The 14,696-nt window shown below is 69.0% G+C and carries 14 protein-coding genes; 10 read left to right on the plus strand and 4 right to left on the minus strand.

Going from position 1 to position 14,696, the window contains the following annotated elements; all coding sequences use genetic code 11:
* A complete protein-coding gene (locus M3330_RS15460; protein WP_255025339.1) occupies positions 1–1,992 on the minus strand; it encodes a hypothetical protein in 1,992 nt (663 codons plus the stop codon).
* A gap of 176 nt (positions 1,993–2,168) precedes the next feature.
* Here M3330_RS15460 and M3330_RS15465 point away from each other — a divergent pair, with 176 nt between their 5' ends.
* The 9 genes from M3330_RS15465 to M3330_RS15505 all read left to right on the plus strand — a co-directional run bounded on the left by M3330_RS15465 (position 2,169) and on the right by M3330_RS15505 (position 9,637).
* On the plus strand, positions 2,169–3,311 hold the full coding sequence (locus M3330_RS15465) for a glycosyltransferase family 4 protein (protein WP_064060413.1): 1,143 nt from the start codon (positions 2,169–2,171) through the stop codon (positions 3,309–3,311).
* An 83-nt stretch (positions 3,312–3,394) separates the two neighbouring features.
* Complete coding sequence (locus M3330_RS15470) at positions 3,395–3,556, plus strand: hypothetical protein (RefSeq protein WP_019290926.1); 162 nt, start codon at positions 3,395–3,397, stop codon at positions 3,554–3,556.
* 218 nt (positions 3,557–3,774) lie between these two features.
* A complete protein-coding gene (locus M3330_RS15475) occupies positions 3,775–4,101 on the plus strand; it encodes a SelT/SelW/SelH family protein (protein WP_039584985.1) in 327 nt (108 codons plus the stop codon).
* 108 nt (positions 4,102–4,209) lie between these two features.
* Positions 4,210–4,866 carry a hypothetical protein gene (locus M3330_RS15480; protein ID WP_039584983.1) on the plus strand — a complete coding sequence of 219 codons (657 nt, stop codon included), beginning with the start codon at positions 4,210–4,212 and terminating at the stop codon, positions 4,864–4,866.
* Between the two features lie 129 nt (positions 4,867–4,995).
* Entirely contained in the window at positions 4,996–5,790 is a 795-nt protein-coding gene (locus tag M3330_RS15485) for a hypothetical protein (protein ID WP_006552627.1), read from the plus strand.
* Between the two features lie 92 nt (positions 5,791–5,882).
* Complete coding sequence (locus tag M3330_RS15490) at positions 5,883–7,397, plus strand: hypothetical protein (protein ID WP_024102007.1); 1,515 nt, start codon at positions 5,883–5,885, stop codon at positions 7,395–7,397.
* 118 nt (positions 7,398–7,515) lie between these two features.
* A complete protein-coding gene (locus M3330_RS15495) occupies positions 7,516–7,674 on the plus strand; it encodes a hypothetical protein (protein WP_024102006.1) in 159 nt (52 codons plus the stop codon).
* 73 nt (positions 7,675–7,747) lie between these two features.
* The gene (locus M3330_RS15500; protein WP_024102005.1) at positions 7,748–8,395 is read left to right on the plus strand and encodes a PhoU domain-containing protein; all 648 of its coding nucleotides are present in this window, start codon (positions 7,748–7,750) and stop codon (positions 8,393–8,395) included.
* Positions 8,396–8,437: 42 nt separating this feature from the next.
* Complete coding sequence (locus tag M3330_RS15505) at positions 8,438–9,637, plus strand: MalY/PatB family protein (protein WP_024102004.1); 1,200 nt, start codon at positions 8,438–8,440, stop codon at positions 9,635–9,637.
* 16 nt (positions 9,638–9,653) lie between these two features.
* On the opposite strand, the gene M3330_RS15510 is transcribed toward M3330_RS15505, so the two are convergent.
* The gene (locus M3330_RS15510) at positions 9,654–10,775 is read right to left on the minus strand and encodes a glycosyl hydrolase (RefSeq protein WP_024102003.1); all 1,122 of its coding nucleotides are present in this window, start codon (positions 10,773–10,775) and stop codon (positions 9,654–9,656) included.
* A gap of 165 nt (positions 10,776–10,940) precedes the next feature.
* Between M3330_RS15510 and M3330_RS15515 the strand changes: the two genes are divergently transcribed.
* Complete coding sequence (locus M3330_RS15515; protein WP_024102002.1) at positions 10,941–12,023, plus strand: GNAT family N-acetyltransferase; 1,083 nt, start codon at positions 10,941–10,943, stop codon at positions 12,021–12,023.
* On the opposite strand, the gene M3330_RS15520 is transcribed toward M3330_RS15515, so the two are convergent.
* Positions 12,024–13,133, minus strand: coding sequence for a cellulase family glycosylhydrolase (locus M3330_RS15520; protein ID WP_242411662.1), 1,110 nt, complete (start codon positions 13,131–13,133; stop codon positions 12,024–12,026).
* Between the two features lie 7 nt (positions 13,134–13,140).
* A complete protein-coding gene (locus tag M3330_RS15525; protein ID WP_242411661.1) occupies positions 13,141–14,688 on the minus strand; it encodes a flippase in 1,548 nt (515 codons plus the stop codon).
* Positions 14,689–14,696 lie beyond the last annotated feature (8 nt).

Genomic DNA, 14,696 nt, shown 5'->3' on the forward strand with positions numbered 1-14,696 from the left:
TCACCGCGACTGCGGACGGCGCCGACGGGTGAGCGACCACACCGCGGCGCCCGCCGCACCGACGACGAGCAGGACGATCCCCGCGACGACCACTGCGGTCACCGTGCTGTCCGATTCCGACGACGCCGCGTCGACGTCGTCGTCCCGGGTGCGGGGATCGATGAGGGTGATCGGTTCGCGGTCGGGCGCGGTGAACAGCACGCTGCCCTCGAGTTCGAACCAGCGACCGGGCTCGGCGGCGAGCCAGTCGAGCGTCCGATCGAGTTCCTCGGGAGCACCGGTCGACGTGGCGACCAGCACGGTGCGTCCGTCGTCCCGCACGACCTGCAACGAGGCGAAGTCCACCTCGGTGCCGAAAGTGAGGCTGGTGCTCTCGCCGTCGGCGTTGCGGACCTCGAACCGGCGGTCCTCGGTGCGGACGAGCGGCAGCTGCGACTGCAGATCTTCGGGCAGGAGACCGTTCGCGGCTACGATCACTGCCGGTCCCGACGAGGCGAGCGCTTCGTCGATCGTCACCCATTCGGGGTCGAGCGGACGGCTGGTGAGCGACTGGAGCCCGGCGACGAGCTCGACGGCACGGGCGACGTCGACGAGGCTGCGATCGGAGGTGGCGACGTCGACCTTCGGCATCAGCGTCTGGGGCAGCGACGGGAAGCCGACGGGCAGCGGCGGATCCGCGAGGGTGCTGAAGACACGACTGCCGCCGTCGATGCGCAGGGTGACGGGTTGCTGCAGACCGCACTGCTGCTGCGCGCCGGTGGTGCGGAGTTCGACACTGATGTCGGTGAGCCGCCCGAGGGCCGAGTTCGGAACCGTGACGACACGGTCGATGACGCCGCTCGCGTCGGCGGCCCACGAATCGAGCATGATGTCGCCGACGGAGACGGTGATCGACCCGCCCTGGGTGGCGGGGAGCGGGGTGTAGGTGCCCTTCAGGTCGATGCGCACATCGCGCACCGGCCGCCCGAATTCGGTCTGGTCGAGGAAGAGGTGTACGTCGGCGAGGCCGAGACCGCTCGTCTCGAGGTCGGACACGCGTAGGTCGTACAGGGTGGTCGAGTCCGGAGCGAGGATGGGCGGGACGTCGAAGGTGCCGACGGCGACGTCGGAACCGACGGCAAGACCGGACAGGATGCTGTTCACCAGGCCTACCTGGTCGAGGAGGGTCTGGGCGTCGCCTCGGACGTACAGGGCGGGCGGCCCGTCGGGCACCGGCACGACCTCCGCACCCGTCTGGTCGCCCTCGCTGACGACGATCTGCCGGACGAGCGGGGTGTCGGCTGCGGGGGGTAGGCCGTTCGCCGGGAGTTCACGTACGTCCACGGGCACCTGCCGCCCGGGATACCGGGCGCTCACGGTCGCTGCGAGGTCGAGGGCGACGCCCGCTTCGGCGTCCGTGGGGTCCTCGGCCAGATACAACTCGAGGCGATCGAGGACCGGCGGGAGGTAGTCGGCGACCGCTTGCGGCGCCGCGGGTGTGCCCGCGTACCGGACCAGACCGTCGCGCAGACGTACCGAACCCAGCGTCCAGTCGTCGGGGCAGATGTTGTCGACGGCGACCAGGTGCAGATCGAGCGAGACCACCGCGGCGCCGTTCTCCACCTTCGCCCCGGCGAGCGGAATCGTCAGGGGCACGATGGCGCCACCGGGCGGCAGTTCCACGCGGGTGAGCAGGCGCCCGTCCGAGACGACGTCGATCCATCCGCGCGCGACATTCGTGGGCAGTTCGGCGGTGGTGTCCAGGAAGGCGGGAGTATTTCCGGCCGGGACAGGAAATGCGAGTGTGACGACATCGGAATTGCCACGGAATTCGATGTTCGGCCCGAGCCCGAGCTTGCGGGTCGGGAATGCGACCTCGCCCGGAGGAGTCGGTTCCGTCGGTTCGAGATCCTGCGCTGCAGCGGTAAGCGGGTTCGCGCACAACGTCATCGAGGCGGCAAGAGCCAGCACGAGGGTGCGACGGGAACGGCGACCGGTTCTGGGCGATGTCACTCGAGCAGCGTATTGCGTCCGATCACGAGAATATTGCAGACGCGGCAACAATTCGGTGTGACGTTGCGCTGTTGTAACGGAACGACGGCCGGCCTCGATTTCAGCCGACGACTCGAATCGGACGAATCAGGAGGCCCCGTGGCGGAAGCAGCGAGGGATCGGACGGTTGCGGCGCCGTGAGCGATCCGCTGTTGTTCGTCGCGCACACCGGTGAGCGGTCGGGTGCCGAGAAGGTCATGCTGATGCTCGTCGACGTCGCTCTCGCGCAGGGGCGTCGGGTCGTGGTGGCGTGCCCTGACGGGCCGCTCGCCGACGCCCTCCCGGCCGGATGCGTCCGTGTCCGGTTGCCCCGGCTGGGCATGTGGGGTCAGAGGGGAGTCGGGCGGATCGCGGGCCTGGCGGGTCTTCCGGTGCGGTGGCTGGTGGGAGCGCGCAGGCTCCGTCGCGTGCTCGCCGCGGAGCGGCCGCGGGTCGTGTGCAACTCGTTGTTCGCATTGCCGTCCCTGCGGCTCGCCGTGCTCGGCACGTCCCACCGTGAACGTACCGGGTGGCTGGTGCACGACACTCTGTCCTCCCGTAAGCAGCGCATCGTCGCCCGGATGGGCAGGGGTGCCGTGGGTGGAGCGGTCGCCGTCTCGCGGGCCTCGGCCGTGCCGGTCCGTGAATGCGGATATCCGGTGGTCGTCGCACCGCACGGCGTCCCGATCCCGCCTGTTCCGTCCCGGTCGACATCTCCCGATGCCTCGACTCCCGAGGACTCGACTCCCGATGCCTCGACCGTGCGGGTGGGCATCCTCGCGTCGGTGACGGAATGGAAGGGACACCGTGTCCTTCTCGAGGCGGTGGCCGAGGTGCCCGGGATCCGTCTCGATGTGGCGGGGGAACCGTTCCCCGGCGACGAAGCCTTCCTCGACGAACTGCGGCGTCGCGCACACGCCCCCGACCTGCGCGGACGAGTGTCGTTCCTGGGTCGGGTCGATCCCGCCGAGGTCTTCGCGGTGTGGGACGTGATGGTCTCCGCGAGCACCTCGCCGGAGGCGGGGCCGCTGGTCGCACTGGAGGCGATGGCGCACGGTGTGCCCGTCGTCGGCACCGATCACGGAGGGACCGCCGAGCATCTGGCCGACGGCGCGGGACTGCTCGTTCCGCCCGGCGATGCGAAGGCTCTGGCAGAGGCGTTGCGGCGACTGATGTCCGCTCCCGACCTGCGGAACGACATTGCCGTCACCGCGCGTCGCCGGGTGGAGGAGCGCCACGACATCGAAGTCACGTTGCCGGCCATGGTGAACGCCTTGTGGGCGACGGGCGTCACATCGTGAGGCGGCCTCGAGTATTGCTTTTGCAACCATGTTGTGATCGCCGATGTTTGGTGTTCCCGGCGGATTCGCGCACACTGTGAGCCATGTGGGTGTGGATCGCATCGGCGCTGGCGGCGTGGCTGGGCCTCTCGGCTCTCGGCGCGCTCGCGGTCGGTCGGTTCCTGTTCGTCTCCGAGAGGGAGGAACAGCTCGTCGAGATGCAGCGGGAGCAGCGCGATCCTGCGAATCCTCCCGTCGCTTCCTGACACGCCGGACGTCCGCCTGCGCGATACTCGCGAGTAACAATTTCTCGTGTCTAGACTCGGTTCCGCGTCGTCCTCCTGTCCCCCCATGTGAGGACGGCCGCACGGGTCGGCTACCCCCCATCGCCGGTCCGTGCAGAAGCCCCGGCCGATCCACCACCACGATTGCCGGGGCTTCACCTATTCCCGGGCCTGTTTCCGGCGGAGATATCCTGTCGCTCATGACCGAGCAGGCTCCCCGCGTCGCGGTCACCTTTTGCACGCAGTGCAAGTGGCTGCTGCGCGCCGGATGGATGGCGCAGGAAATGCTGAACACCTTCGGTACCGCTCTCGGCGAGGTCGCGCTCGTTCCCGGGACGGGGGGAGTGTTCCGCATCGTTGTCGACGACACGGTCGTGTGGGACCGCAAGGAGGACAAGGGCTTTCCCGAGATCGTCGTGCTCGAGCAGCGAGTGCGTGATCTCGTGGAGCCGGATCGTGATCTCGGGCATGTGGATCGGGCCGCCCGGGCCGATGCCCCACCTCGTCGCGACAGCAACGACATCTAGCGGTAACGTTCTCGTATATGTGCCCGCGTTCTACGCGCGTCGGGCACGGTCGACGGCGTGCCGCTCACGAAAGTGGTCGCCGACATCGAAATACGGGGAGGAAAATCGATGAATTCTGTTGCGAAGAAGGCTGCAGTCGCGGCCTCCGGTGCCGCACTGCTGGCACTGGTCGTTCCGGGCGTCTCGTCCGCTGCGGGTCCGAGCGTCTCGGCGAAGGCGGAGAACGGCGCCATCGTCGTCGACTTCGATCTGACGCGCGCCGACGTCGACCGCGGCGTCACCTGCGTCACCTACGTCCTGAAGCCGGGCACCGTCGACACGGCCGATCCGTCGGGCCGCATCGACGCGCAGCCCGCCGGCACGAGCTTCTCGGTGACCAACACGAGCACCTCGAGCGCGCTGTACATCAAGGACGGCGCACCCTCGCAGGCCGGCCCGGAGTCGATCACCGACGGCACCTACAACGTCTTCTGGGGCTGCCAGGACGCCTCGGGTGCGCAGTACGAGAACATCTTCGACGCGTCCGGTCGCCCCTTCACCGGTGGCATCTCCGTCACGGTCGGCGGCGGCGAGTCCGCACCGCAGGGCGAGTCGGCTCCGCAGGCACAGTCCGCGCCGCAGGCCGAGTCCGCGCCCGCACCGCAGGGCGAGGCCGCGCCCCAGGCCGACAATGTTCCGCCGGCCCCCCAGTCGCAGCCGGAGCCGGTCGACCCGCTCCAGTTCGCGATCAAGTTCCTGCGCGACTTGATCGGCGCCTACCTCTGATCGGAGTCCACACTCCGATCCACACGTGACGGCATCGGCGGCACCCATCGGGTGCCGCCGATGCCGTTTTCGTGCCGACCCTGTAGATGTGATCCGGGGTCGATTTCTGTGGCAGTGGAAGGAGAAGGGGTGGACGCCGCCTCGATCGCGACGGTTCTCGCATCGTCGCTGCAACTGCGACGTGCGTACGGCGCGAGCATGCGGCCGCTGACGTCCGGGGGCCACTGGTCCGAGGGTGACGGCTGGTGGATCGGCATCACCGCAGCCCCCGACCCCGACTACAACCTCGCGCTCGTCCACGGCGGCGACGTGACCGCTCACGCCCAGCATGTCTACGAGACGCTGACGGAGGCCGGTCACCCGTCGATCGTCCTGCTCGCCGGAGACGGCCTCGGCGCCGCCCAGGTTCTCGCCGACCACGGCTGGGTGTGTGCAGGTTCGCTGGACCTGACCTACCTCGTCGCCCACGACGCTCCGATCGATCCGGGCCTCCGGGTTCTCGGCGAGGACGACATGGTGCATGCCCGCGAACTCGCCGCCGCGACCTTCGGGATCGCCCCGGGGACCGCCGCGGTCGCCTACGCCGACGTCGTCGCCCGCACCACCGGCGTCGAGGTGATCGGGATCTTCGACGACGCGGATGCGGACGACGGGGCTGCAGCTCTGCAGTCGTGCACCCTGCTCGTCGACAGCGGACCGATCCGGACGGTGTGGTCGCTCGGCACCCGCACCGGCCGGCAACGTCGCGGATACGCGAACCGGCTGATCCGAGCCGGCGCCGCCCACACCCACACGCAGCGCGGCCCGGTCGCGATGTGCGGACTCACCAGGCCGCGTGTCACCCCGCTCTATCTCGCGGCCGGAGCGCGCGTCGCCGAGACCTGGCAGATGTGGTCCCGTCCGCGCTGGCTGCTCGGCAGCTGACGGACGTTCGGGTCGGTAACATTTGCCCGATTCGTCGCGACACACTGGCGACGTGCCCACTCCCCGGGGCGACAGCGAAAGGCCTGTGCATCGTGTCCGAACGAAGCATCCGCGACGCCGAACTGCGTCGTGAGCTCGGTGTTCCTCCCACCGTCGATCTTGTGGGGCATGCCCGCGATCTCGCTCGCGTGGCCGTGCCCGCCGCACTCGTCGCCGCGCTCGCCGCGGTCGCGGTCTTCTTCGTCCGTGACAGCGGCCCCGGGGTGTACGAGTCGTCGCTCGTCGCGGAGATCCGCTCGTCGGCATCCGTGTCCGGCAACGACGCGACCCTCGGGCAGCTCATCGCTCCCTATGTCGCGCTGTCGCAGGACTCGGCGGTCGTGGCCGCGATCGCAGCCGAGACGAACGAGGACCCCGCGAAGCTGCCGTCGAGGATCGACGTCGGCTACGGCTCGTCGCCCACCCTGCTCACCGTGACCGCCCGCGACGACTCGCAGGCAGACGCCGACCGGCTCGCGCAGACGGTCGTCACGCAGCTCGACCGCGCGCAGACCGAACGCAATCGCGTCGCCCTCGACGCGCGCATCGCCGAGCTGGACGCGGTCGTCGCCGGTCTGCGTGCCGACCTCGCCGCGAGTATCGCCACCGACGAGGAGGGCGTAGCCGATCCGGTGGTGCAGGCCGAACTCGATGCGCGGCTCGAGCAGCTCCGGCAGGCACGCTCGGGCGCGAGCCTCGAATACCTCCAGGTGCTGTCGATGCCCGCCGGTACCGGGACGAAGGTGTCCCCGATGCCGCGCGCCGAGGCCGCGGTCGCCTTTCTCGCCGTGTTCGTCCTCGTCGCCGAGTTGCTGGTCGCGCTGAACGGACGCTTCGGAGCGTCGAACAGCCCGGCCTGGGCCCGGCGGGTCGCGCGTCGCCACCGGACAGCTGTGCAGATCGAGCGCGACGATCGGGAGACGCTTCCTCTCGACACGATCGTCATGCTCGGACAGCGCGCTTCGCTCGGCGACCACATCCTCCTCCTCACCGGCGAGGGCGTGACCGTCGAGACCGACGCCTTCGGCGATGCCCGCGACCGGATCGTGTGCTGCGGAGTCGGGGAACAGTGGTGGATCCGCGCGAAGACCGAGGGGCTCGCGCTCGCCGTGATCGTGCTGCAGGCCGGGGCCGAGGAGCGAGCGCAGGCGGAGGACACACTGCGTGCCCTGGCCGAGATCGAGGTGCCCACGCGTCTCGTCCTGCTCGGTGCAGGACGCGAGTTGGTGCCCGTGCTTCCGGCCCGGCGCCGCGAAACGGCCGTGGAGGCGGCTCCCGAGCCCCCGGCTCCCGTCCCGGCCGCCGCACCTCAGCCCGCACCTGCACCTGCACCTGCACCTGCGGCGCCTGCACCGCGACCGGTGCCCGACGACCGTCACCGGGCTCCGCAGCCGGTGCCGTCGCAACCCGAGTCGCTGTTCGTCCCGCCCCAGGATTCGGCCTACCGGCAGTACCGCTACGACGAGGGGCACGACTACGGATACGCCGACCAACAGAGCTACCGGGACGGGCACGCTCATCCCGAGCAGAACGGTTACGGCGAATCTCGGGAGACGTCGCGCTACTGACCGTGTTCCCGCCCGAGTTGAAGCTTCGCGCCGACAGGCTATAGTGATGGCGGTCACTCCAGGGGATGGGTTTGGCCTGCGCAGCCGAGCATATCGGCGTCACGACGAGGAAAATGATTTGTCTATCTGCATTGCCGGCACACCGCAGCACAGCACCGCGACGCCGGGAAGCACCGAATGGATCAAGGCTCATCTCGCCCGCATGGACGACGGTGCGGGCTCCGCATCGCCCTCCGAGGACATCGCCACCGAGAGTGTCGTCGACGCGCGCCGTTAGGCTCATCTCCAGGACTGCACAGAGGACCAGCCGGGTACACGTGCCGTGAACCGGGCGACGGAGGGAGCGAGACATGAGGGAGTTGTTCCGAGGACAGCTCGACGACCTGGTCGAACGTCTCGGTGAGCTCGCTGCGGTCGCAGCCGAAGGGCTCGACCTGGCCACTCGCGCCCTGTTCGACACCGATCTCGACGCAGCCCAGGCCGCCCTCGATCTCGATGCACGGATCGCCGAACTCGACACCGACTGTGCCGAGCGAGCGGTGCGGATCCTCGCCCTGCAGGGTCCCGTGGCGGCCGACCTGCGGTTGGTCTTCTCCGCGGTTCGTATCACGGGCGATCTCACCAGGATGGGCGAACTGAGCCTGCACATCGCGCGGGTCGTACGGCGTCGCCATCCCGAGTCGCTGGTGTACGACCTCCTGCGCGACGATCTTCGCCGGATGGCCGAACTCGCCGCGCAGATCGTCGCGATCCTGCGCGACGCGTTCACCGACTTCGACCTCGAGACGATCAAGGGCACACACGCCATCGAGACCGAACTCGATGCGGTGCACTCGCGACTGCTCACCCTGCTCGAGAGCCCCGAATGGGACGGCGACATCCGGACCGCGGTCGACACCGCACTCCTCGCGCGTTTCTACGGGCGGTTCGGCGACCAGGCCGTCGACGTCGCCGATCGGTTGATCTTCTTCGTCACGGGCCAACGACCGGCTGCCTGACTTCGCCGCGCGCACTGCCGCGAACCGTGCGATTCTCTCACCATGACCCGCGACGAGCGCCTCTCGGTCGGCGGTCCTGGGGTGCCCGGGTTCGACGACCTCGACTTCGATGCTCTGTCGGTGCGGTCCGGTGCCAAGTGGGCACGGGCGGCCGCCGACGGGCTGGCCCCCGCCTGGGTCGCCGACATGGATTTCCCGGTCGCACCGCCGATCGCGCGTGCGCTGCACGAGCTGGTCGACCGTAGCGATCTCGGCTATCCCGACTGGTTCCACGGGACGCCGCTGCGCGAGGAGTTCGCACAGCGCATGCGAACGCGCTACGGATGGGAACCCGATCCCGGAGCCGTGCGCGAGCAGACGGATCTCATCCAGGCGTTGCAGCTCGTGTTGCACCTGAGCACCACGCGCGGCGATGCGGTGGCGATCCAGACACCGAACTACCCGCCGTTCCTCGCGTCAGTGCGACGGATGGGTCTGCAGCAGATCGACTTTCCGTTCGTCGACCGGGGCGACGGGTGGGTGCTCGACTTCGATGTGTTCGAGCTGTTGGCGGCGCGTCGTCGTCCGCGGGTGCTGGTGCTCGTCAACCCGCACAACCCCACCGGACGGGTGCTCACGCGTGAGGAACTCGAGCGGATCGCCGATCTCGCCGAACGGCTCGACATGCTCGTCGTCAGCGACGAGATCCATGCCGAACTGATCTACGAACCGCACCGGCATATCCCGTTCGCTTCGCTCGGGCCGGAGACCGCTGCCCGCACGGTGACTCTCACCTCCGCCAGCAAGGCGTTCAATCTCGCGGGGATGCGGTGCGCGGTGGTGCACTACGGCTCCGAGGCCCTGTTGAAGCGCCGGGACGCGGAGCCGTTCGACCTGTACGGGACGGTCTCGGTGCCGGGCGTGGTCGCGACGCTCGCCGCGTGGCGCGAGGGCGGTGCATGGCAGCGCGACCTGCTGCAGGTCCTCGACCGGAACCGTCGACGGGTGGACGAGGTTCTGCGCGAACGGATTCCGGATCTGCGGCACCACCTGCCGCAGGGTACCTACCTGACGTGGTTGAACACCGGGCCGCTCGGCATCGACGATCCGGTGTCGACCGTCCGCGATCGGGGACGTGTCCTCGCCGACGGTGGGGTGCGGTTCGGGTCGGGCGCACGCAACGTCCTGCGCATCAACTTCGCGACGTCGGGGCCGATCCTCGATCGCATCCTCGACGGGATCACCGACGCGCTCGGTGCCTGATCGTCAGCACACCCCGTCACCACACCGCGTCGGCCGGGGTGTTCGTGGACTCGAGTGTGTCGTTCGCGGCCGCGCATCCGGAGGTCGCCGAAGCGACCACGGCGCGTGAGGGCTTGGCCGAGAAGTTCTGGTAGAGCAGCCCGAAGTTCTGCTCGACGTCGGCCTGGTTCGTCCCGCGGTCGCGCATCGAGTAGACGAAAACCTTCTGTACCCAGCCGAGCCGGCGGGCCTCTGCGATACCGTCGGCGATGATGTCGGCCTGCCGTTGCGTGCTCACCGCGTTCGCGGCGGTGCCGGTCGGGGCGCCGAACTCGGTGGCCCACACCGGTGTCGCGGCGTCGCCGTACTGCACCATGGTGTCGCGCATCAGACGCATGCGGTAGAAGGTGTTCCAGCTCTGCGTGCTCACATCGGACGGCAGTGCCGGATAACTGTAGGGGTGGACGGAGAGGATGTCGAAGTACTGGTGCGCCCCGCGCGCGTAGAGCTGCTGCACGTAGGTGACGGGGGAGATGTCGGAACCGTTGTCCACCGCCGGTGCGAGTCCGCCGTTGAGGATCCGGGCATTCGGTTGCACGGACTTGACGGCCGGAGCGGCCGCGGCGAGCAACTCGACGTACTTGCCGACGTCGGGACGGGGACGGAAGAAGTTCGTCAGGTTCGGTTCGTTCCAGATCTCCCAGTGCGTCACGCGGGTCGAATAGCGCTGTGCCGCCTGCCGGGCGAAACCGGCGAAGGCTGCCGGGTCGGCGGGGTATCCGTGAGTGTCGCCGCCGCCCGCGACGCGCGCCCAGGCCGGGGTGTACGCGACGATGCCGACCACCTCGAGTCCGCGGGCCCGAGCACGATCCACCACACGGTCGGGCACCGACCAGTTCTGTTGTCCGCGGTTCGGTTCGATCACCGACCAGTCGATGTCCACGCGCAGCCACCGGGCGCCGACCGCCCGGATCGTGTCGAGTTCGCGGTCGAGTTCGGAGTCCGGCAGATACATCAGCGGTGCGCCGGCGGCGATGCCGATGTCGTCGGTCGCGCAGGTGGTCGGCGGAGGGGGTTGGGGCGGTGGAGCGCACGCTGCGAGTGCGGCGAGGGTGCACGAGAGGGCTGTGGCCAGTGCAACGTGTGCGAGACGACCCATCGACTCTCCTGATGTACCATTCGGACAATTCAGGCATCGGTCGTAACGTCGCGCCGCCGACCTGCGATTCTTGCGGTGGAGCGAGCGGCAGACCGACGCCGCGAATTCACTGTAACGAGCAGGAGGCCGGAAGATGCGGGATTCGTGGACCGAAGGTTTCGGTGCATGCGCACCGTGAATTTCGAGATCCACGACGAAACATCCGCAGTCCGGCTCTCCGCGGAATGGGACGATCTCGCCCAGGAGGTGGGTCGGCGCGTCGCGACCCGCCCCTCCTACCTACTGGCCTGGAATCGGATGGGGCGCGGCCGATCGGCCGTGTGCACCGTCCGGCGCGACGGGCGCCTCGTCGGACTCGCGCCCCTGCACGCCCGCACCCGTCTCGGGGTCACCGCTCTACGACTCCCGGCTCACGGCCTCGCCACGATAGGAACCTTCCTCGCGACCGACGAGGCCGCGCTCGCCGACCTGCTCGACGGCATCGCCGATCGGAACATGGCACTGCAACTCGACCACGTCGATCTCACCGACCCTCTCGTCGAGATGCTGCATGCCTCGCCTCGCTGGAGCATCGACATCGCCGGAACCGAGCGGTGCCTGACTGTCGATGTCGCCACCGGTGCCGGCGCCGAATCGCTGCGTGGTCGGCGCACACTGAGAACACTGTCCCGGCTCGAACGCTCGCTGGAACGCGAAGGCACCCCGGTCTCCGTCGAAGTGGTGCGCGATCCGGACCATCTCGCGCAGAGGTGGCGCGATATCACCGCGGTCGCCGCGGCCGCCGACGCACACAGCGGGCGCGACAACTTCTGTGCGCCGCCGTTCACCGCGTTCACCCGGCCGCTGCTCGACGCCGAGGCCCGCGCCGGCCGGCTGCTCATCGTGGGCCTGCTCGTCGGCGACCGATGGACGGCACACGAGATCATGTTCCGCACCGGGACCACGGCCGAGATGTGGTTGAGCCGCTTCCATCCCGAGGCACGCCGCTACCAGCCCGGCCAGTTGCTGCAGCGCCACCTCGCCGACCGCCACGACGAGCTGGGCATCGACCGCTTCGACTATCTGCTCGGCACATCGGAATTCAAGGAGCAGTGGTCGAACGGTGACTACCGGGTGGGGCGGATCGTCGCCGTCCCCACCTCGCGACCGCACCACCGATGGACCCTCCGCGCCGCGGATCTCGGAGCCGACCTCGTCCGTCCCCTGCGCCTGGCGGCGCGCGATGCTCTCACGTCGAATCGCTGCTGATCAGAGGCAACCGGGAGTGACCGCGGCCGTGCGCAGCACGTCCCAGGCCGGCTTGGGCGACCCGTCGTGTGTGAGGACCCCGAAGTTCTGTTCGCGATCGGCCACCTCGGTGCCCCGGTCGAGGAGGCTGTAGACGAACAGCTTGTCGACGAAGCCCAACGCGCGTTGCTCGGTGATCCCGTCGCGCAGGATGTCGGCCTGCTCCGTGGGCCCGACCGCGTCGGTGTCCGTGCCCGTCGGTGCCCCGAACTCCGTTGCCCAGATGGGCTTGTCGGAATCCCCGTGCTCGACCATGACGGTGCGCATCTCGCGCATGCGGTAGAAGGAGTTCCAGTCGGAGGTCGAGGCGTCGGACGGGAGAGCGGGATAGCTGTAGGGATGCATGCCCACCACGTCGAAGGCCGGCGACACGCCCTGATCGTACAACTCGGTGAGGAAGGTCGTCGGGGCGATGTCGGAGCCGTTGTCGGTGCCGGGGGACAGGCCGCCGGTGATCACCACCGCCCCGGGGTCGACGTTGCGGATCGCCTCCGACGCCGCCACGAGCAGGTCGGCGTACGCGCCGACGTCGGGTTGCGGGGTGAAGAAGGCCGTCAGGTTCGGCTCGTTCCAGATCTCCCAGTGCGTGACACTGTCCGAGTAGCGATCGGCGACGTCGCCTGCGAAGCGCCCGAATTCGCCGGGGTCGGCAGGCATCCCGTGCGGATCGCCGGGGTCGGCCTCCGACGTCCGCGCCCAGTGCGGAGTGTGGGTGAGCAGGCCCAGCACCTGCAGGTCGTGCGCGTCGGCCGCGGCGACGACCCGGTCGGTGCCCCTCCAGTCGAAGCGTCCGCGCGCGGGTTCGATGATCGACCAGTCCATGTCGAACCGGATCCAGCCGGCGCCGCTGTCGGCGACCTTCGACATGTACGCGTCGAGGTCGTCGGCGTCGAGGGAGTCGAGACCGGCTCCCGTCGCGACCCCGAGACTGTCGGCGGTCAGATCTGTTCGGCAGTCGCGTGCCTCGGTGCTCTGGGTACACGACAGAGCGAACACACCGACAAGGGTGAGAACGGCGCGGAGCGGCATGGACCGCGACACGCGACGCGGCATCGACCGCGAAAGGGACACTGCAACCTCAACGGGACTTGACGAGACCGGCGAGGCCGAGCCCGCCGGTGATGGGAAGGACATGGGTTCCGGCCAGAACACAGACAGCCGAGAGGACAGCGGTGACGGGCCAGGGAAGATCGTAGCGTTCCGCGAAGAGCGACATCCACACGGCCACCGAAACACCCAGCATCGCGATCGCCATGGTCTGGGTGAAGGGGAACAGACCCCTGATCCGGACGCTCCGGACCACCACGATCCAGATGGCGACGAGCATCGCAGCCTCGGTGAGCACCGTCGCCAGCGCCGCCCCGTCGAACGACATGCGGGGGATGAGGACGAGGTTCGCACCGATGTTCCCGGCGAGCGCGGCCAGTGCCACCCACGGGTAGACGCGGTGGCGTCCGGTCGCGATGAGCACCATGAGACCGAGTTCGGTGAGCATCGACAGAGCGCTGCCGAGCACCAGCATGCGCGAGGCGCCGGCCGCCTCGGCGAACCGCTCGCCGTAGAGGAGGGACAGCACGCCGTCCGCCGACGACCAGAAGGCCGCGGTAGCGGTCGCGCCCAGCACCGCGAGGAGCATCGCCGCCTCCCGCGTGCGCTGCCGGAACATCTCGCTCTGCGCCGGCCAGGTGGCGACCAGCAGCGTGGTCACCGGACCCACGACGGTCGACGACACCATCGACAGCAGATCGGCGAACTTGTATCCGACGGTGTAGAGACCTACCGAGTCGAAAGTGTCCATCCGCCCGAGCATCAGCACGTCGATCTTCGACAGCAGGGTGAGCAGAGCGAAACCGATGCTGAGGGGGACGGCCTCGACGAGCATCTCGCGCCACCGCCACAACTGGGCACGTGCGGCGGGCAGGGGACCGGCCTTGCCCGCTCGCACGCCGCGCACGAGGATGCCTGCGCCGACGACCTCGTTGATCACGGCCGGCACGACGAGCACGAGCAGCACCGGATTCCACAGCACCGCGGCGATGGTGGCGATCAGCTGCGCGAGCTGGCCGAAGGTCTCGGCGACCGCGACCGATGCCATGCGTAGTCGACTCTGGTACATCACCGACAGGGCGTTGTTGGGCGTCGCGATCACCACGACGAGACCGGCGATCACCGTCGCCCAGACGACATCGGACGAGTATCCGAGCAGCAGCACGTACCCGATGGCCAGCGCGTACCCGAGCAGACCGAGCACACCGCGCAACGCGATGAACGCGGTGGTGACGTAGGAGACCTCCCACGGATTGCACTCGACGAGCTTGGCGAGCACCACTCGGCCCACGCCGAGATCGGTGACGACGGACAGCAACCCGAGCAGGCCGAATACGAAGGAGAACTTGCCGAAGTCGTCCGGTGCCAACGCGCGGGCGACGATCATCGAACCGGCCCAGCCCATCGAGGCGACGGCCAACCGGCTGCCGAGCATCACGACGGTGTTGCGTCGCGCGGCCCGCCCGTCGAGCTCCAGGGTCTGCGGTTCGTGGAGAGTACCGCCGGGGTCGTGCGCCGCGACGATCCGCTCCATCACGACGGTTTCGGCCATCCGGTCGGCCAGCGAATGTCTACCCACGCGACGGC

It is taken from the genome of Rhodococcus sp. GA1, from assembly GCF_024321955.1.
GTDB classification, from domain to species: Bacteria; Actinomycetota; Actinomycetes; order Mycobacteriales; family Mycobacteriaceae; genus Rhodococcus; species Rhodococcus pyridinivorans.